The sequence below is a fragment of the Brachyspira hampsonii 30446 genome (assembly GCF_000316195.1).
GTDB lineage: Bacteria > Spirochaetota > Brachyspiria > Brachyspirales > Brachyspiraceae > Brachyspira > Brachyspira hampsonii_C.
The window spans coordinates 1,000,465-1,021,563 of sequence record NZ_JH994110.1 but is presented as its reverse complement, the minus strand read 5'-3'; the positions used below and the strand labels follow the sequence as shown (position 1 = coordinate 1,021,563).

Sequence of the window (21,099 nt, the reverse complement as noted above, 5' to 3'; positions counted from 1 at the left end):
GTTTATGTATTATCATATAAGTATAACAAAAAACAAAAGGAGTTATCTTATGATAAAACATTTAAAACAAATCATCTTAGTCTCATCTGTAATGATGCTGTTTGCTGTTAGTGCTTTTTCTGCTGACATAGCCATACAGGCAAATCAGCTTCCTAAAAAAGCACAGGATTTTGTGAAAGCTAATTTTGCAAATGATCAAATAGTTTATGCTGAACAGGACAGACAATCATATAAAGTAGAATTAGCAAGCGGTGTAGAAATTGATTTTGATAAAAATGGAGATTGGACTGATGTAGCTGGAAATAATCAGCCTATAACTACAAAATTTGTACCTGCTAATATAATTAAAGCAATAGAAGCTAAATATCCTCAAGTTCCTGTATTAGAAATAAGCAAAGAATATTTAAGCTTTAAATTAAAATTAGGAAACAACAGAGAAGTTTATGTTGATAACAATGGCAAAATTGTAGGAGATAAATTAGACTAATAATCTAAACAATAAGGGCTGGCAATTAATTGTCAGTCCTTATCTTTATAAAAAATTAATTATTTATACATTTATAAAAATACTTTTGTCCTCTAAATAAATCTTGAGATAATATTCTCTGAGCATTATTCTGCTTATATGACAAACTATTTTTATCTATTTCTATTCTGACTATTTTTCCATTATCATTTGTATAAAATGAATTATAAAATCTTATAATTCCGTCAGTTTTATCTTTATATAATAATGATATTATAGAATTGGTATAATCAGCTCCTGTATTTACTGCAACAAACATAGGTATATTTTCAGGAGGAAATCCATTCTCTTCAAATTTATAATATCCATTAGTACCATTCCATATTAATATAGGAGAAATGTCATAAGAGTAAAAGAAATCCTCTTTGATTGAATCATCTATAGTTGAATTATGTATTATAGTTTTTAAATACGGATATAAGTGATCATGTTTAAATATTATAAGAGCGTCTGGATACTTTTCTAATATAGTATTTTTTGTATCTATTATATCTTTGGCAGTTAATGCAGAATTCTCCATTGTTTCAACTAAAACAGGTATATCTCTTTTATCTATCTTATCCATAAATCTCTTATTATTTTCATATACATCTAAATCATTTTCAACATGGCTTCCGGCATGTCCCATAAATGTGAATCCCGTTAGAAACACAGGCTTATCAAAATCATTAGTATTTATATAATTCTTTATATTTGTAAGTCCCAAATTAAACACAACTTCATCTAAACCTATATTAGGAAATAATGTATCAAGATAATATGTTACATCTGATTCCTCTAAAGCTATAGTATAATATCCATTTTCTTTCATCAAATAAGGCAAAGCTGTGTATATAGGTGTCTTTTGTTTTTTAGGAAATATAGGAGAAGTTCCTGTAAGCCCTGAAATTCTAGCGAATAAACTTCCATATCCGTCATTAGGTCCTACTTTAGTTGAATTACTTGCCCATTCTCTGTATTCCTCAGGAAAAGGATCTTTATCCATCAAAGGAAGAAAATGTTCATAATCATAAAAAGATTCTAAAAATATTAAAAATACATCTCTCTTTTTATCCGAGTCATAAGATAGTATTAAATGGGATATATCTCTTTTATTCTGTGCATCTTTTAATATGTTAACTGCCTCTTGCACATTTTCCATATTTGCATTTACTTTCATAAATTTATCATAAGAAATTCTATAACTTATAGTATTTATAATACCGTATTCATTAGCTATATTAATATAATCAACATATATAGAATCCATTTTGATATTTCTAAAAAATGATATATAAGTTACAGCTGCCACTATTAAAGTCATTATAACAGCTTTTTTAATATTTATTTTGTACATTTTAATCAATCTATATATAAAATATAAGGCATAAGCAAGTAAAAGTCCAAAATACAAAATAGTAGCAGATACTGTTATAATTTTCATGTATAATGGAAGAACCTCTATAAGAGAAGGATATAAATCCGGCATATCAGTAAAAAATAAAGGTTTAGCTTCTATAGTAATTCCAAGCGGTTCTATAGCAAAAAAAGAAAATACAGCAACTATTATAAAGAAATAAGATATATAATTATTCTTATCAGAAAGTATATATGATATTATAGAAAACAAATAAATATACAATATATCAGTAATGCTAAAATTCATTTTCATCACTGAAAACATTGGAAATAAAATTTGAGTTATAGAATAATACAGTAATAATATTAATAATAAAGAAATCAAATAAAAACTATTATCTTTAAATTGTTTATTTTTCATATATGAGTCCATAAAAATTAAAATATTTAAATATATATTATATAATATATATTTTTTTATACAATTATTTATTATTTTTTATTTATACAAAAAATAGAATTATTTCAAAGGTACTTTACAAGATTATGTATAAATATGCAATATTTCAACTACCGTAGGCATATTTATCTAGGTGTAATTAGTCTATAACGAATGTGTACTTAGTATGGCTAGTAGCCGCAATTATAAAAATTAGTTTTTAAACAAGTCTAATATATTAATTTCTTTCTTTTCCAATATAAAATAAATCTTTTTCTAAATAGCTTTTATATAGATTCATTATTTGAAGCATTAATCCTATTTCTATACAGTTTTCATCTACATCAAATAATCCATTATGTGCTTTATATACTATCCCCTTCTTTTCATTCCTAGCACCTAAATAAAAAAATGCTCCAGGTTTATTCTGAACAAAAAAAGAAAAATCTTCAGAACCTAAAGAAGGACTTAATTCTAATACTTTATTTTCACCCAACAAACTAGAAGCATTCTCCCTTACAATATTTGAAGCATCCTTCCAATTTACAAGACTTGCAAAATAAACAGTTTCTATAAACTCCGCATCTCCATCAAATGAATTTGCTACAAACTTTATCATCTTTTTTATTCTTAATTTTACTTTCTCCATAATGCTTTCTTTTAAAGCTCTTATAGTACCTGTCATTTCAACATAATCGCATATTATATTTGTAGCAGTACCTCCATTAATAGTACCAACTGTAATAACTGCACTATCCTCTGCTGCAATATTTCTGCTTATTACTGTTTGTAAATCATTTATTATTTTTGATGCAATAACTATAGCATCAACTCCTCCCGAAGGGTTAGCACCATGACTGCTTCTTCCATAAACTTTTATTATAAAATCCAAACAGCTGGCATTAACTATATTATCGTTTATCTGTATATATCCAATATCAGCATTAGATGAAACATGAAGACCATAAATAACATTAACATTTTCTAGTGCATTATCTTTTATCATACGAAAAGCACCGCCTGTAGTTTCTTCTGCAGGCTGAAATATTAAACGAACATTGCAAGGAGGAATAATTTTTTCTTTATTGTCAGCACTGTTTGAAAATATATTTGCTATACCCATATTAATAGCAGTATGCACATCATGTCCGCATGCATGACAAACCCCTTTATTCTTGGAGACATAATCGCAATATTTTAAATCCTCTATTGGAAGAGCATCAATATCAGCCCTAAAAGCAACTGTAAATTTTTTATCAATACCATCAATATCAGCTATAATGCCTGTACCTGCCACTTTTGATGTATGTTTTATATTATGAAAAGTTAAATATTCTGATATTAATTCCATAGTTCTAAACTCTTCATTTGATAATTCAGGATTGGAATGTATATCTCTTCTTATGCTTATTAATTCTTTTTTTATGCTTTTTATTTTATTTTTTATTAAATCTAATTCTTCCATAAAATAACTATCTTGTAAATTTATTATATTGAAAAAATATCACTTAAAAACTTTCCGACACCATCTTCATCATTAGAAAGAGTAATATAATCAGCTTTTTGTTTTACATTTTCTTCAGCATTTCCCATAGCAACACCCATACCAGCATATTCTATCATCTCTATATCATTAAAATTATCACCAAAAGCAATTGTATTTTTTATATCTATACCCTTTTTATTACATATCCATTTCAAAGCATTACCTTTGCTCACATCTTTGCATATTACTTCTAATAATGTTTCTCCAGAAAAACAAGAATTAACATCAAAATTAGAATCTATATCAATTTTTAATTTATTTAAAATTCCTCTATTTCCAAAAATAATTATCTTATCAAATCTGTAATCTTCTATGTTCTCTATACCAACAGTAATTTCTCTTGTTTTTTCAATTTGTATATATGATTTTATAGGGAAGTCTTCTTTTGACACTATATATTTTAAATCATCAAAAAAATGCAAACATACATCATAATTTTCTGCTAATTTAATAATGCCTTTTGATATATTTTCATCTAGTCTTTTTCTGTATAAAACATTCCCATTAAAATCTATAATATTAGAGCCATTCATAACAATAGAATAATTACTATTATCCAAAATATCATTATACTTTTTTACTCCGTCAAATCCTCTTCCGCTCGATAATATAAAATCAATATTATATTCATTAATGAGTTTTTTAATGATTTTTTGATTATATTCTGAAATTTCTTTATTACTGTTAAGTAAAGTACCGTCTAAATCAGAAGCTATTAATTTTATTTTTTCTTTTGAAATATTCATTAATATATCCTTATACATTTAAAAAATATAACAGGTATAGTTAAAATATTTATATATACTTGTTTATAATATTATTTATTTTATTACAAATTTTTATTTAAAATAATTCACACCATTTTCAAAAATATTATAAATATCTTTTATGATGATATTTTTGTATAAATTATTTGCGTATCTTTCACTATGTCCCATTTTACCTAATACTTTTCCATCTTCTGAAATTATACCCTCTATAGCATAAGCTGAACCATTAGGATTAAATCTAAACTCATTAGTAGGCTCTGATTCAAAGTTAACATACTGAGTAGCAACTTGTCCTTTTTTGATGAGTTCCTTTATAATATTTTCATCAGCAAAGAATCTGCCCTCTCCATGAGACACAGGAACAACTAATTCGCTTCCAACAGGTATATTATAAAGCCAAGGAGAATTATTTGATACTACTTTCGTTGTAACCATTTGAGAAATATGCCTTCCTATTTTATTGAATGTAAGAGTAGGGGAGTTTTCTGTGATGTTTCCTATTTTTCCGTAAGGAAGAAGTCCAGATTTTATTAATGCCTGAAAACCGTTGCATATACCCAAAACAAGTCCGCCGCGTTCTAATAATTTATGTATAGAAGTTTTTATCTTTTCATTTGTAAGTATTGCAGAAATAAACTTTCCAGAACCGTCTGGCTCATCAGCTGCACTAAATCCACCCGGTATCATAAATATTTGAGAGTTATCTATTTTTTTTGACATCTCTTCAATGGACTCTTTTATGTACTCTGGTTTTATATTTCTAAATACAAATATGTCGGTTGAAGCTCCTGCATCAGAGAATGCTTTTTGAGTGTCATATTCACAGTTTGTACCTAAGAATGAAGCTATTAAAACATTAGGCTTAGCTTTTTTATTTTTACATATAAAACGAGTTTTTCTCTCATAAATAGCTAGAGGGTAAGTTTCTATTTCTTCATTAGTTTTGTAAGGAAATACTGTTGATAATTTGTCAAGCCATGATTTTTCTATTTCTTCTAAGTTTACAATTTCACCGCATACTTTTATTTTATATTCATTTATAGTTTTTCCTATTAGAATAGCATTTTTATAATTAATCTCTTCTTTAGTTTCTACTATAAATGAGGCAGGCATAAGATTAAAGAAGTAAAGCTCATCTTTTATATCGACACCTATTCTGTTGCCGAAAGACATTTTTGTAATGGCTTCAGCAATACCTCCGAATTTGATAGTGTATGCGGATAATATTTTTTTGTCTTTTATATTTTGATGTAAGAAGTCAAAGTTTTCTTTTATCTCTTCTATATTAGGCATGTAGTTTTCTTTCATGTTATGCTTTATCAAGTAAACATAATTATTAGCAGATTTGAACTCTGGAGAAATTACATCATTGCTGTCAATAGCTGCTACTGCAAATGATATTAAAGTAGAAGGCACAGATATATTATTAAAAGTTCCGCTCATAGAGTCCTTACCGCCTATTGCTGGTATATCAAACTCTGTCTGAGCATATATTGTACCAAGTAATGCCGAATAAACCTTTCCCCATTTTTTAGCGTCTTGTCCTAGTTTTTCAAAATATTCTTGAAATGATAATCTTATATTTTTATAATCCACTCCAACAGAAACCAGTTTTGACATAGATTCTATTACAGAGTATATTCCTCCATGAAACTCTGACCATTTCATAATAGAAGGATTATACCCCCAAGTAATAGCGGAAGCCGTATTTATTTCTTTGGCATTGTTATCGAATATTGGTATTTTCTGAATGCTTACATCGCTTGGAGTCATTTGGTATTTTCCTCCGAAAGGCATTAACACTGTAGAAGCTCCTATTGATGAGTCAAACATTTCAATTAAACCTTTTTGAGAGGCAACATTTAAATCCTCTATCATATTAAACCAATGCGATTTTAAAGAGCATGCATTTTTTGTGCTGAAAGGATTATTTTCAAAATCAATATTTTTTAATACTGCATTAGTTTCCTGTTTAGCTCCGTTGGTATCCAAAAACTTACGGCTTATATCTACAATTTTTTTGCCTTTCAAGTACATTACAAGTCTGTTAGTATCAGTTATTACAGCCACCTTTGTAGCTTCAATATTTTCATCATTGGCTAATTTTATAAAGTTATCAGCGTCCTTACTTTCAACTACAACAGCCATTCTCTCCTGAGATTCTGATATTGCTAATTCAGTACCATTTAATCCTAAATATTTTACAGGAAGCACATCAAGATTAATATCTATTCCATCAGACAATTCTCCAATAGCAACTGAAACTCCTCCTGCACCAAAGTCATTACATTTTTTTATTAATTTTGTAACTTCTTTATTTCTAAATAGTCTCTGTATTTTTCTCTCTTCTGGGGCATTACCTTTCTGCACCTCAGCACCGCAAAGTCTTAAAGATGTGTCAGTATGGCTTTTTGATGAACCTGTAGCTCCGCCGCATCCGTCTCTTCCTGTTCTTCCTCCAAGCACTATAACAATGTCGCCTGCTTTTGGCTTTTCTCTTCTCACATAACTTACTGGAACAGCCCCTACAACTGCACCTACTTCAAGCCTTTTTGCCTTATATCCTTCATCGTATATTTCATTAACCAAACAAGTTGTAAGTCCTATCTGATTTCCGTAAGAAGAATATCCTGCTGCTGCTGTAGTTGTAATTTTCTTTTGAGGAAGTTTTCCAGCCAAAGTATCTTCTAATTTTTCTAAAGGGTTTGCACTTCCTGTAACTCTTATAGCCTGATATACATAGCTTCTTCCAGATAGAGGATCTCTTATAGCTCCGCCCAAACAAGTAGAAGCCCCACCGAAAGGCTCAATCTCTGTTGGGTGATTATGAGTTTCATTTTTAAACATTAATAAATATTTTTCTGTTTTATTTTTTCTGTTTTCATCTACAGCATCAACATCTATATAAATAGAACATGCATTTATCTCATCTGAAATCTCTAAATCTTCAAGTTTGCCTTTTTTCTTTATATATTTTGCTGATACCGTAGCCATATCCATTAAGTTAATATCTCTTTTACTGTCAACATCTTCACCGTAAAGCTCTTTTCTCATGTCATAGTATCTATTAATGGCATTAAGCACAATTTCTGCAAAATTACTTTTATTTTCTTTTAATGCGTCCTCTAATTCTACATTATTAATTTTTGTCATAAATGTTGTGTGTCGGCAGTGATCTGACCAATATGTATCAAGAACTTTTATTTCTGTTTCTGTAGGGTTTCTTTTCTCTTCGTTTTTAAAATAATTCTGTACGAACTCTATATCTTTATATGTCATAGCCAAATCAAGATTATTTCTATACTCTGCTAATTCACCCTCGTTAAAATTAATAAAGTTTTCTACTTCTTTTATATCATCAGCTTTTTGAGATTCTTCTATTTCTAATTTGCTTAAATCTTTTTCTCTGCTTTCTACAGGGTTAATATAGAATTTTTTTATTTTCTCTATAGTGCTTTCATCAATATCTCCGTCAAAAACTATTACCTTACCGCTTACTATAGAAACATTTTCAATATTATTATATATTAATTTAAGGCATTGAACTGCTGAATCTGCCCTTTGATCAAACTGCCCTGGTAAATATTCTACTGCAAAATGTTTTAAGTTTTCAAAATCTTTCTTTTCAACAATTTTATCAGTAGGAGGCTCTGAAAATATTACTTTAATAGAGTTCTGTAACTGACTTTCTTCTATATTAAATATATCATAAACATTAAGAAGTCTTACACTTGATTTTATTTTGAAATTTTCTTTTAATTGATTTTCTAATCTTTTAGCTTCCAAATTAAAGCCGTCTTTTTTTTCTATAAAGATACGATAATTCATTGATACTATTTTCCTAATTAATTTTTTAATATAATGATTATATATGCAATGCTTATTATATCAATAGTTTTGAAAAGTGATTTTAATTATAATTATTTTATTGAAGTAAATTATGCATAATTTTTAATCGATAGTTCATTATTTTTTACCTAATTACTCATATAAAAAGAAAATAACTATTTTTAATTTTGATATTAATGTTATAATAATATAAGTATTTTATTATGAGGCTATAACATGAAAATATCTCATATTGCTGTTTGGGTTAAAGATTTAGAAAGTATTAAAAATTTTTATATTAAGTATTTTAACTGTAAATGCAATGATAAATATGTTAATGAGAAGAAAGGTTTTGAATCATATTTTCTCACATTTGAAGATAACTGCCGATTGGAAATAATGACTAGAAAGGATATAAAGGATAGAAACACTAATGATGATATATACGGATTTGCTCATATTGCAGTATCTGTCGGAAGCAAAGAAAAAGTTGACAGCCTCACAAAAGAATTAGAAAGTGACGGATTTAGAATAGCATCATATCCAAGAACTACAGGCGACGGATATTATGAGAGCGTAATACTAGACAATGAAAATAATAAAATAGAAATAACAATATAAGGGGATAAAAATGAAAAATACACACTTCTTCATATTTTGCTTACTAATAGGACTTATTATAAACTCATGCCATGATAAAATAACTCATAAAATAAAAGTTTATCATAATGGTAATATAATCACTATGAAAGGAGATGAGGCTGAATATGCTAAGGCTATTGAGGTGAGAGACAATACTATTATGAAAGTAGCTTATACAGAAGAAGATGAAAAAAGTTTAGTAAATAATGTATATGCTGAAGTGGTAGACTTAAAAGGAAAAACTTTAATGCCTTCTTTTATAGATTCTCATAGTCATTTAGTGCGATTTGCTCAGTCGCTTACTACAGTAGATTTGACAGGCTCTACCAATATGCTTGAGATTGCTCAAAAAATTACTAACTATATAGAAATTAATAAATTAAAACCAGATGCTTGGGTAGTTGGTTTCGGATATGATAATAATTTACTTCCAGACAAAAAAAATCCAGACAGAGATGATTTAGATAAAATTTCAACTACTCACCCAATATTTATAACTCATGCTTCTGGGCATGTAGGAGCTATGAACTCAAAGGCATTAGAAGAGTTCGGAGTTAATGAAAATACTCCAGATATACCAGGAGGTGTGATAGCAAGATATCCTAACAGCAGAAAACCTACAGGATATATGGAAGAGGCAGCATTTATGCATTATGCACAGAGTATCAAATTTTCTTTTACAGATGAGGATTTGATGAACTTTATCAATCAGGCAGAAGATGTTTATTTGGGATATGGTATTACAACAGCACAGGATGCATTAATTTCTACGGCAGAATTTCCTCTTATAAATAATATGATAACTAATAACAGATTTAGAATAGATATTATAGGTTTTATAGATTTGAAAAATTCTTATTCATTAGCTAAAACAAATGCTGATATGATAGAAAATTATAAAAACAGATTTAAAATAGGAGGATATAAAATATTTTTAGACGGTTCTCCTCAGGCAAAAACAGCATGGTTAGAACAGCCTTATGTAAGCGGTCCTGCAAGATACAGAGGATATGGAATATATAGTAACAGCGATGTAGAAAAATTTGTAGAAACTGCATTAGATGATAAAATGCAGCTTCAGGCTCATTGCAATGGAGACGCCGCAGCAGATCAGTATATCAATGCATTCAGTAATGTTATGATAAAAAGAAATACAACAAATAATTACAGAGCAGTTTTAGTACATAGTCAGATAATAAGAGAAGAACAGTATACTTCTATGTCAAATCTTAATATTATACCTTCTATATTTGTGGCACATGTATATTATTGGGGAGATGTTCATTTAGCAAATTTAGGCATGGAAAGAGCTTCTCAGATTAGTGCTTCAAAGACAGCATTAAATAATAATTTAGCTTTCACATATCATCAGGACACACCTGTTATAAAACCTAATATGCTTGAAACTATTTGGTGTGCGGTTAATAGGGTTACAAGAGACGGAGTATTATTAGGAGAAAATCAGAAAGTTACTCCTTATGAGGCTTTAAAGGCTATAACTATTAATGCCGCCTATCAAAATAAAGAAGAGAATATAAAAGGAACTATTGAAGAAGGAAAATTAGCTGATTTAGTGATATTAAGTGATAATCCTTTGACATGCGATCCTATGAATATAAAAGATATAGAAGTGCTTGAAACTATCAAAGAAGGAAAAACTTTGTATACAAAAAAATCGGAATTATAAATTGATTAAACAAAATAAAATTATAAATTACTGCATCTATTATAAAATACTGAATGCAGTAATTTTTTTATATATTATGTTTTTCTAATTCTATAATTTTTCTAATCTTAGCAAAATAAATTATATATATAATCACTGTAGATATTAAAATGGCTATTCCAAACCTTAAAGTTATGTTCAAAAGTGTAATATCATATACTCCTTTTAAATACAAGATGAAATATCGTATATTAAAAAAGTATTAACTATAAAAGACTGAAAAAGCATATATTTAATTTGTCCTATAGCGTACAATAAATTAGATATGATATTATAATATGCATAGAATATATAAACATAACAGATTCAAGATTTTGAGCATTCATTATATAGTTAATAAAATATTAACTATATATTTACATCAATATTTTTATTGATAATATTTTTCTAAATAAAAACTAATATTTACTAATTATAACTTAATAATAAAAATAGAATATAAAATTTGATTTTTGAGATTTTTTTTACTATACTTGAGTTATCATGCATTACTTAGTTTTCTATGAATCAGCTTATTCTTTAAGCTTCTTTAGAAACAAGTCAAATCATATAACAAATAATAATCTATTACATCAAAATAATTTCTGTTACCAAAGGAGGAATGTTTATGGGAAAAATTTATAACCCAGAAAGTATTCGTAATGTTGCACTTTTAGGACATGTGGGAAGCGGTAAAACTAGTTTGAATGAAGCCTTACTCTATAGAGCTAAATCTATAGATAAAAAAGGCGAAATCGAAAGAGGAACTACAGTCAGTGATTATACAGACGAAGAAATCAAGCAAAAAATGTCCATAAGAACTTCTTTAAGTTTGATAGAATGGAAGGATCATAAAATTAACTTGCTGGACATTCCTGGGTCGGGTGATTTCAGCGGTGAGATTAACCCTGCTTTAAGAGTAGCTGAATCATGTATTGTTGTTATAGATGCAGAATTCGGAATACAAATAGAAACAGAAAAACATTGGCAGATGGCTAATAATTTCAGAAGACCTAGAATAGTATTTATCAATAAAATAGATAAAGAAATGGTTGATCATAAAGCTTTATTAGAAAAAATTGAAAATAACTTTAAAGAACCTCCTGTAGTTCCTATACAAATTCCTATGGGTAATGGTAAAGATTTTAAAGGTATAATAGATGTTATTTATCATAAAGCATATTTCAGAGATGATCATGGAAAAATTGTAGAGGCAGAAATACCTGAAGAATATTATGAAGAGTACAGAGCAACCCGCGACAGATTAAAAGAATTAGTATGCGAAGTTGATGACGGACTTATGGAAAGATACTTAGACGGCGGCAAATTTACAGATGAAGAATATATAGAAGCTCTAACAAAATCTATACTTCAATATAAAGTAGTACCTATTCTATTTGGTACTTCTATAAGAGATATAGGTATGGGAGCAGTTCTTGATACCATAATAAGATATATGCCTTCGCCTTCTTATGTACCTGTTACAGACGGCACAGACCTTCTCACTAATGAACCTGCAACAAGAAGCATATTGGGTGATAATAATCCTTTCGCTGCCTTTGTATTCAAAACTACTATAGATCAATATGCAGGAAGAATATCTTTCTTTAAAGTTCGTTCCGGCAGTATAAAAAGCGGCGATGAAATATATAATTCCAGAACAGCTAAAAAAGAAAAAGTATCTCATATATATATGGCTAGAGGAAAAAAACAAATAGAAAGCGATACTATTACAGCAGGAGATATAGGAGTATTAGCAAAACTTTCAGACTGCAGAACAGGCGATACTATAAGTTCTCCGTCTGCTCCATTCCAATTCTTACCGCTTAAAGTACCTCAGCCTATTTATTTTACAGCTATTAAAATACTTAAAAACGATATAAAAGCTCTTGAAGTTCTTGATACTATTGCTCAGGAAGATTTAACTTTCCATGTAGAGTTTGACAGCGAAACTAAAGAAACTATCATTAAAGCTATGGGTGCTTTACAGGTAAAATTAGCACTTGACAGAGTAGTATCTCTTACTAAGGCTGAAATAGAACAAAGTGTTCCTAGAGTAGCCTACAGAGAAACTATAAGAAAGAAAGCTCAGGCACAATACAGACATAAAAAACAATCAGGCGGAAGCGGACAGTTCGGAGAAGTTCATTTAGAAGTAGAGCCTCTTCCAAGAGACGGCGGTTATGAATTTGTTAATGATATATTCGGAGGGGCTATACCTAAACAGTATATACCAGGAGTAGAAAAAGGTATACAAGATGCTATGGCACAGGGACCTTTGGGTAAATATCCTATGGTTGATATAAAAGTTAGGCTTTTTGACGGTAAATATCATGATGTAGACTCTAATGAATTGTCATTTAGAATAGCAGGTTCTATGGCTGCAAAAGAAGCATTCAAAAATGCAAGTCCTGTATTATTAGAGCCTGTTATGAAAGTTACAGTTTATGTACCGGAGGAGTTTACAGGCGCTATAATGAATGAACTTACAGGTAAAAGAGGAAAAATTTTGGGTATGGAGGCAGCATCAAATACTATACAGATGATTAGAGCTGAAGTTCCGTTATCTGAAATGCTTACCTACTCTATAGAAATGAAAGCATCTACTTCAGGAAGGGGTACTTTTGAAATGGAACATTCCCACTATCAAGAGCTTACAGGTCCTTTAGCCGATAAGGTTATAGAGGAAAGAAAAGCATTGCTTGGCAGCGGAGAGTAATAATTAGAGGTAATGTATATAAAAATAAAGTTGATATTTTTTATATACTATCATATAATATTAGAATATGTATAAAACTAGGAGATTGTATGCTCAAAATAATTGACAAAATCACAAAAGAACATGTATTTGAAGATTTGGAATCAAAAGACAAAGAATCACTTTTTAGAGCGTTAAGTGAAAAAATTGCACCAGTTGCTTCTGCTTCTGCAGATGCTATATTCGATGCATTCAAAAAACGTGAAGATGAATACACTACTAACATTGGAAATGGGGTTGCTGTTCCTCATGGAAGAATACAAGGTTATGGAAAAACTGATATATTTGTTGGTTTCTTAAAAGATGAAATTAACTATGATTCAGATTCTGATGAAAAAAGCCCTGTTAAACTTGTATTTGCAATACTTTCTGATCTTGATAACCCTCAGGATTACCTTCTTAACCTTTCTCAAATTTTCTTCTTGGTAAATCAAAAAGAAATACTTGATAAAGTTATGGCTACTAAAAGCTATGATGAACTTGCTTCTGTTTTAGAATCATTCAAAAAATTAGATGAAAAATTTGAAGCTGAAAAACAAATTAAATTCTTAATCGAACTTGAAAGAGCTGAAATACAAATTAAAGCTTATGAACTTTACAGTTCTACCCACTCTCAGCAAAAATCTGATGTTGTTTTAGAAGAGTATAAAAAATACAAAGACACTATATTAAGTAAAATTGATGTTGCTGTATTAGAAAATTACAAAAGAATTAAAGAAAATAAAGGTGAAGCTTTAGCTAAAATAGAAAATTATAAATGCAGTGCTTGTAATGTTGCTATACCTAAAATGACTGTTAATGAAGTTAGAAGACAAAATCAAATTATCATGTGTTTCCACTGCGGAAGAATCTTATTCACTACTGACTGATAACATTAATGATAAGTAATTTATTAAAAATATGGACAGCTAAAAGAAATATTTTTATAATACTTCTTTTAGCTTTCCTTTATATTTCATGCTCGCCTAATAAACCTAGCTCTCTTCTTTCTGAGTTTTATAACTACCCTAATCCTTTTTCTCCTTCTAATGGTGAAAATACTACATATAAAGTATCCATTGAAAGCGGTGAAATTATAAGTGCTAAAGTGGAAATATATTCTCAAAACGGTGATTTAATGGATTCAAAAGATTTAATTATCGATGCTTCAAAAAAAACAGCTGCTTGTATATGGTCTGGACTTGACAAAAATGGTAAATATCTTCCTTCTGCAGTTTATAATGCTAAGGCAACAGTGAAAGATAATCAGGATTCCACATTTACAGCCGAATTCAAAACTTCTATAAGATAATAATACAAAACTAGTATATTAAAATCTAAACTATAAAAAATAAACTTCATATTATTTATAGCAATAAACTTTTATTTATGCATTCTTAAAAAAACAGCTGACAACTTTATTCATAAGTTATCAGCTGATCTTTATCATTTTAATTAGAATTCTTTATTTTTTCTATCCAAGTATTATATTCTTCATCTGATATTTCATCTAATATCTTCACATAAGGTTTTAATTTCTGATGCGGTTTTGTGAAATAGCTTATATCCCATTTTACAGGTTTTGTCCACATTCCTTCGCTATCCATAATCAATATATGAGTGCCGTCCAAATCAGGAATTTCTTCCGGAGACATATCGCTATATAATATTTTATAACAATCCAATTCGCCATTCTCATCTTCAATATTGTAACTGCCGTCTTTTTGAAGTGCATATATTGTGTAATACTGCTGATGTGCCTCTGTTTCCATTAATTCCTGAGGATGTTCATCTCCAATGGCTATATTATAAATAGTTTCATTAAACTCATAATTATCTATACCGTATTTTTTTAATAATCCTTTTTTATATAATTCTGCTTCTAATAATGTTATAAGATAGTATCCATTACTCATATCTGAAGCCTCTATATAAAAACCTCCCTGTACTTTAGGAGAAAGAACAAGGATTTTTGTCTTACAGCATGCCTCTATACCAATATGTATATATGATAAAGCATTAATATAAGGCTCTAAATATTCTATATGATCTTCAAGCCCTAAATTAATAAAATACTTTCTTAAATCCTGATTGGAACATATAACAGTCATAACAGGAGGAATCATCATATCTATTCCAATAAATGCCTCTAACGGTTTATAATCTAGTCTGTACATAATATCTATATTAATGCGGGCTATATCATCATCTGTAAGATCATCTTCATCTACATTATAAAGCTGAGCAGCATTCTCTATAAAACGGCAGGCATTATCTATATTTCTAAAAAATAAATTAATAATATTTTTACCTATTTCATCATCTATTATATCTTCATGATGAAGCGAATGTCCTACAAAATTGGCTGCATAGTATGATTTTAATATATCCATATTTTCAAATTCTGATGCTATTTGTCTGCATATATCCAATTCTTTATCATGATTTTCTTTTACATACTCTTTTAATTTTAAAAATTTCTCATTTTGAGATACAAGTTTTTTATTTGCAACTTCTTCAACATGTGATTTTTGCTTAGTATAGTCAATATACTCTTTTAATATGTCTTCCATTGATAATATCTCCTAACATTTTTTATATATTATATCATAAAAATTGAATATAAGGTATAAGTAAAACAAGTAAAATAGAATAAATTAAAGCAGGAAGAAAATCCCCTGTTTTTATTTTGGCTAATTTTAATAAATTTATCCCTATCATCATAACGGTAGCACCGCCCACAGCAGAAACTTCATTAAGCATTGTCTCAGAAACATAAGGCTCTAAAAAAGATGAAAGTATAGTTAAAGCACCTTGATATACAAATATGCTTATTATAGAAAAAGCAACCCCTATACCATAAACTGTAGACATAAATACTGCCACAAATCCGTCTATTACACTTTTAGTAAATATTAAATCATATATACCTTGAGTTCCTGCCTGAAATGATCCTAATATGGACATAGAGCCTGAACAGAAAAGTATTGAAGAAGTTAAAAATCCTAAAGCAAAATTACCTGAATTTTCCTTAAAAGCAAATCTATTTTTTAAAAACTCGCCGAAAGACTCTATTTTTTCTTCTATCCTAAAGAATGTGCCTGTAACTCCTCCAAGCATTATTGACACAGCAAATATCAATATATGCTTTGTAATTATAGCCATAGTTATACCGATAGTAAGAGATATTATACCTGCTGCTATAAAAACAGGTTCTTCATATCTTTTTGATAATTTATTTTTAAATGCAAAACCTATAACAGAACCTACAAGAACTGCTATCATATTAACGAAAACAGCTATCATACTTTAATCCTAACATTACTATAATATATAATTTGCTATATAAATTAAATAATATAATACTTCTTTTAAATTTTATCAACAGTAATTTTTAATGCTTTCATAAAATTTTTTAAAAGTATTATCAATACTATCTTCCCAACTGTTATGAGTGAATATAATGTGTGATGATTCTCTGTATAAGCTGTCTCTTTGCTTGGATAATTCCAATAATTTATTTTTATCCTTTGCAAGAAGAGGTCTTTGAGCAGGGTCTATATTTTCAAGTATGATGTCAGGATTTCTATCTACAAAAATAGTTAATCCTTTATCCCTCATAATATTTCTGTTTTTTTCAGAGAGAACTATACCTCCGCCTGTAGATATAACAGCATTACTTAAAAGGCTTAATTCATGCAATACTTCACTTTCAATATTTCTAAAATAATCCTCTCCATTATTAGCAAAAATATCTGTTATAGTTCTGCCCTCTTTATTTTCTATAAAAGAATCCATATCATACAAATTATAATTTAATTTTTCAGCAAGCATCTTTGATAATGCACTTTTTCCGCATCCGGGCAAACCTATAATAAATATAATTTTATTATTTCTTATGTCTTTATTATTCATTATAAACACCTAAAATAATTAAATTTTCAACACTTTTTCTAAACTCTTCAAACTCTAACTTATTCTTTTTAAAATCACCTGTCATATCAATATAAAAATAATACTGCCATTTTCTCTCAACATGCGGACGGCTTACTATAGAAGTTAAATTAAAACTTTTTAATTTCTCCAAAGAATCCGCCAAACTTCCCTCTTCATGCGGCAAAAGAAATCTGATAGTCATTTTATTGCCTGTGCTTAAAGCATTATCATAATTAGCAACTATAATGAAACGAGTGGTATTGCCTTTAATATTTTCAATATTTTCTTCAAGCATTTCCAAATCATAAATTTGGCAGGCATGCTTATTAGAAATGGAAGCCATTGTTTTATCATCTCCATTAGAAACTATGAATGCCGCCTCTGCTGTATTAGATGCTGTTAACTCTTTAAAATTATTTTCTTTTATAAAATTAGAGCATTGCTTTAAAGCCTGATGATGAGATATTACTTTTTTAATATCTTTTATACTAGTGCCTTTTTTTGCCATAAGTCCGTATTCTATAGGAAGATAAACTTCTCCGACTATTTTACAATTATAATCAGCAAGTATATCCAAAACTTCATTAACCATTCCTGTGGAAGAATTTTCTAAAGGTAAAACTCCATAATAACATTCTCCGCTTCTTATACTCTCAAGTACATCATCAAAATGTTCCTTCTTTACTAGTTTAGCATTCTCTCCGAAAAATTTTAAAGCAGCTTCATGTCCGTTTCCGCCTTCTCTGCCCTGATATACTATTTTTTCATCGTATTTTATCTTTTCTTTATTATCATCTATTTTATCTTCTGCTGAATTATATCCGTCAATTAAATGTTTCTGCAGCTGTTTTGATGTATACATTATATCATTATAAATAGTAGTAATTAATCCTGATAATTCTTTATTTTCAAGCAATTCTATTTTTTTTGCTATTACTTCTTTTTCTCTTTTAGGATCAAATATGGGGGCATTATATTTCTTTTTTGTCTCACCTACTTCCAAACTTATTTTCATTCTTTCATCTATCAAATTTACTATCTGCTTATCTATTCTATCAATTTCTTTTCTTAATTGCTGTAATTCATCATTGAGCATAATTATATTATCCCTTTTATAAATTTAGATATTTAAGATTATACTAAATAGATCTCAAATTGTAAAGGATTTTATTTTTTATAAGTTAGAATTGTTTTAAAAGTATTTGACAAGATTGTATGTAAAAATTTTGTAATTTATCAACTATAAAATAATGTTTTATATATTGTATAAATTATTGTTTTAGTATATAGATATGCAAGTGATGGTACTTAGTCGGCACTCAGAAAGCGGCACACGGAATAGCCCCAACTATAATTTAAAAATATTAAATTAAAAATTTATAAATTGAGTTTTGAAACAAGTCTATTATTATATTATTTTATCAATTAAATAAAATTAATTTAAAAACAAAAAAGGAGCTTTTTTATAAAGCCCCTTAATAATTTTTATATTAAGATTTTATAATTATTGTTTAATAAAAGTACCTTTATAATAAGTTCCATCAGTTTCATTTCCTTCATTATAAGTTACTTCTACTGTATTAGGTGTTACAGTAGTATTGAAAGTCATATTAAGTGAATATTTTACTTCTTGAGAAGAAGATGTGGAAGTAACTGTCTCTTTATGTGTAGCCACATACATATTTCCAATTTTTAATATCTCAGATGATGCGAAAGTAATGTTTTTCTTTCCCACTACATAATTAAAAACCATAGAGCCATCATTATTTATTGTAATAGTAGAGCTAGCTAATTGTGAAGCACTATTATTTAGATCTAGATTCCAAGTTCCTGCATAAGTGCTTTCTATTCCAGTAACTGATCCTGTAACTGTGCCTGCTGCTTCTTTTAATTTTTCACAGCTTAAAGTAAATAAAGCTGTAAATAATAAGGATGTGATTAATAATTTTTTTAACATATTTATCTCCATTTGTATTTATAACTTCATATTATTTATAAATTAATTTTTTGTCAATAGTAAAATTTAATTTATTATGTATACTTTTTAGCATAGAAAATTTAAGAATATACATCTTATGTAAAAGCATTTTATAATAAAAAATAAACCTAAAAATTTTAAATCTTTAAAAGTATTATGGACTCATAAACAAGTGCAGTAATATTGTTTATATGTTATAGGTTAAATATTAGACTTGTTTCAAAACTACTTGACAAGATTATATATAAAAATTTCGTAATTTTATAATTTATAAAATAATGTTTTACATGTTTTATAAATTATTATTTTAGTATATAAATATGCAGTCTTTTTGCTTCTTTGTGCCAACAAAAGAAGTGGGGTTTGGGGCAAAGCCCCAACTATAATCAAAAAAATATTAAATTAAAAAAATATAAATATTAAAAATTTGAGTTTTGAAACAAGTCTATTATAGTAGGCATATTAAAGAAAATTATCTTCATTATTTATAATACACATTTTTAATGATTGATACAATTCTTTATTCCTACATTGCTTTTATTAAAAAATATAGTAATATTTATGGATATAGGAGTTTTTTAAATATGAAAGATAAAAAAGAAGTTAATCCAAATACTAATCATAAAAGTATAAATCATGATGAGGCTAATTTCTCACATGTATATTTTTATAAACTGTTATTTGAAGAAAAACCCAAGCTGCCTAATATAGAATTAGTCAAACAGAAAATAAAAAAATTCTATGATGATATAGAAGTCATATCCTCAGAAGATGGTATTTACAGCATAGCAATAAATGATTTAAAAGTAAAATACAAAGATGATAAAGAAGTTCCAGCACAAATATTGATGCCTAATGCTTTTGAATTTGATTATACCACTATAAGCGATTATTATTATAGCCAGATGTGGGATATAAAAGAGCCTAAAGAACTAATAAAAAACTGTAATTATGAAATAATGCTAAGCGACTTTTTGGCGGCAGGACTTGATTATAAAGATAGAACAACACTTCTCAATAATTGGCTTTATACTGCATTACAGCTTTTCAATAATTGCATAGCCGTATATAATGAGCAAAGTGGCAAACTCCTTCTTCCAGAACAAATACTCAATAATAATTATCCTAAAGATTTTAGATTTATGCTTTCAGGTGTTAATATAAGACTTTTTAATGTTCAGGATTCCAATGATATTATAGTTGATACTTTAGGAATGTATGCAATAGGACTACCGGATATACAGTATCATTTTCATGATCTAAATCCTAATGATATAATATCACATGCTTTAAATATAGCCGCTTATATATTTGATAAAGGCGATATTATAAAAAGCGGTGATACCATACAAAGCATATTTGAAAATATACAATGGAAATGTCAGTATGAAAAATCTCTTCTAAAACCGCATAGAGAAATTTTGGATATTAATATGCTTGAATATGCTTCAGGAAAGAGACAGAATTAACTATTAAAGTGAAAATATCTATATAATTTGACAAAAACAAACAAAAACAAAGAAAATTAAAATATTATAACCATATTACTATAATATAAAATACCATCTAGTAGTATTATACCATTTAGTTTATATAAATATATACAAAAAAATCACATATATATCATAATAATATTGAATTTGAATATATTTTT

16 protein-coding genes are annotated in these 21,099 nt (G+C 28.1%); 7 read left to right on the top strand and 9 right to left on the bottom strand.

Features of this window, described 5'->3' with window-relative positions; translation table 11 throughout:
* Positions 1-49: 49 nt before the first annotated feature.
* Positions 50-487, top strand: a complete 438-nt coding sequence (locus tag A966_RS04525; protein ID WP_008723009.1) for a PepSY-like domain-containing protein — start codon at positions 50-52, stop codon at positions 485-487.
* Positions 488-542: 55 nt separating this feature from the next.
* On the opposite strand, the gene A966_RS04520 is transcribed toward A966_RS04525, so the two are convergent.
* The 4 genes from A966_RS04520 to A966_RS04505 form a co-directional block, all read right to left on the bottom strand.
* Positions 543-2,285, bottom strand: a complete 1,743-nt coding sequence (locus tag A966_RS04520) for an LTA synthase family protein (protein ID WP_008723006.1) — start codon at positions 2,283-2,285, stop codon at positions 543-545.
* A 256-nt stretch (positions 2,286-2,541) separates the two neighbouring features.
* On the bottom strand, positions 2,542-3,768 hold the full coding sequence (locus A966_RS04515) for a M20 metallopeptidase family protein (protein WP_008723004.1): 1,227 nt from the start codon (positions 3,766-3,768) through the stop codon (positions 2,542-2,544).
* A 23-nt stretch (positions 3,769-3,791) separates the two neighbouring features.
* Positions 3,792-4,595: a Cof-type HAD-IIB family hydrolase gene (locus A966_RS04510; protein ID WP_008723001.1), complete on the bottom strand. Its 804-nt coding sequence runs from the start codon at positions 4,593-4,595 to the stop codon at positions 3,792-3,794.
* Between the two features lie 93 nt (positions 4,596-4,688).
* Positions 4,689-8,447: a phosphoribosylformylglycinamidine synthase gene (locus tag A966_RS04505; protein ID WP_008722999.1), complete on the bottom strand. Its 3,759-nt coding sequence runs from the start codon at positions 8,445-8,447 to the stop codon at positions 4,689-4,691.
* Positions 8,448-8,684: 237 nt separating this feature from the next.
* Here A966_RS04505 and A966_RS04500 point away from each other — a divergent pair, with 237 nt between their 5' ends.
* The 5 genes from A966_RS04500 (at position 8,685) to A966_RS04480 (ending at position 14,843) form a co-directional block, all read left to right on the top strand.
* Positions 8,685-9,068, top strand: a complete 384-nt coding sequence (locus A966_RS04500; protein ID WP_008722997.1) for a VOC family protein — start codon at positions 8,685-8,687, stop codon at positions 9,066-9,068.
* A 10-nt stretch (positions 9,069-9,078) separates the two neighbouring features.
* The gene (locus A966_RS04495; protein ID WP_008722995.1) at positions 9,079-10,776 is read left to right on the top strand and encodes an amidohydrolase; all 1,698 of its coding nucleotides are present in this window, start codon (positions 9,079-9,081) and stop codon (positions 10,774-10,776) included.
* 646 nt (positions 10,777-11,422) lie between these two features.
* Entirely contained in the window at positions 11,423-13,513 is a 2,091-nt protein-coding gene (gene fusA / locus A966_RS04490; RefSeq protein ID WP_008722994.1) for an elongation factor G, read from the top strand.
* An 89-nt stretch (positions 13,514-13,602) separates the two neighbouring features.
* Positions 13,603-14,421: a PTS sugar transporter subunit IIA gene (locus A966_RS04485; RefSeq protein WP_008722992.1), complete on the top strand. Its 819-nt coding sequence runs from the start codon at positions 13,603-13,605 to the stop codon at positions 14,419-14,421.
* Positions 14,422-14,429: 8 nt separating this feature from the next.
* The gene (locus A966_RS04480; RefSeq protein WP_008722990.1) at positions 14,430-14,843 is read left to right on the top strand and encodes a hypothetical protein; all 414 of its coding nucleotides are present in this window, start codon (positions 14,430-14,432) and stop codon (positions 14,841-14,843) included.
* A 139-nt stretch (positions 14,844-14,982) separates the two neighbouring features.
* Here the strand turns inward: A966_RS04480 and A966_RS04475 are convergent, their stop codons facing one another.
* From A966_RS04475 to A966_RS04455, 5 genes are all read right to left on the bottom strand, one after another.
* The gene (locus tag A966_RS04475; protein ID WP_008722988.1) at positions 14,983-16,104 is read right to left on the bottom strand and encodes a hypothetical protein; all 1,122 of its coding nucleotides are present in this window, start codon (positions 16,102-16,104) and stop codon (positions 14,983-14,985) included.
* Positions 16,105-16,138: 34 nt separating this feature from the next.
* Entirely contained in the window at positions 16,139-16,837 is a 699-nt protein-coding gene (locus A966_RS04470) for a DUF554 domain-containing protein (protein ID WP_008722986.1), read from the bottom strand.
* Positions 16,838-16,912: 75 nt separating this feature from the next.
* Positions 16,913-17,446 (bottom strand): shikimate kinase, encoded by a 534-nt coding sequence (locus A966_RS04465; RefSeq protein ID WP_008722984.1) that lies wholly within the window; start codon positions 17,444-17,446, stop codon positions 16,913-16,915.
* Complete coding sequence (locus A966_RS04460) at positions 17,439-18,563, bottom strand: chorismate mutase (RefSeq protein ID WP_008722982.1); 1,125 nt, start codon at positions 18,561-18,563, stop codon at positions 17,439-17,441. Before A966_RS04460 ends, A966_RS04465 begins: the two co-directional genes overlap by 8 nt.
* Positions 18,564-18,971: 408 nt before the next feature.
* Positions 18,972-19,424: a hypothetical protein gene (locus tag A966_RS04455; RefSeq protein ID WP_008722980.1), complete on the bottom strand. Its 453-nt coding sequence runs from the start codon at positions 19,422-19,424 to the stop codon at positions 18,972-18,974.
* A 605-nt stretch (positions 19,425-20,029) separates the two neighbouring features.
* Between A966_RS04455 and A966_RS04450 the strand changes: the two genes are divergently transcribed.
* Complete coding sequence (locus tag A966_RS04450; RefSeq protein ID WP_008722977.1) at positions 20,030-20,914, top strand: DUF4261 domain-containing protein; 885 nt, start codon at positions 20,030-20,032, stop codon at positions 20,912-20,914.
* Positions 20,915-21,099: the final 185 nt, after the last annotated feature.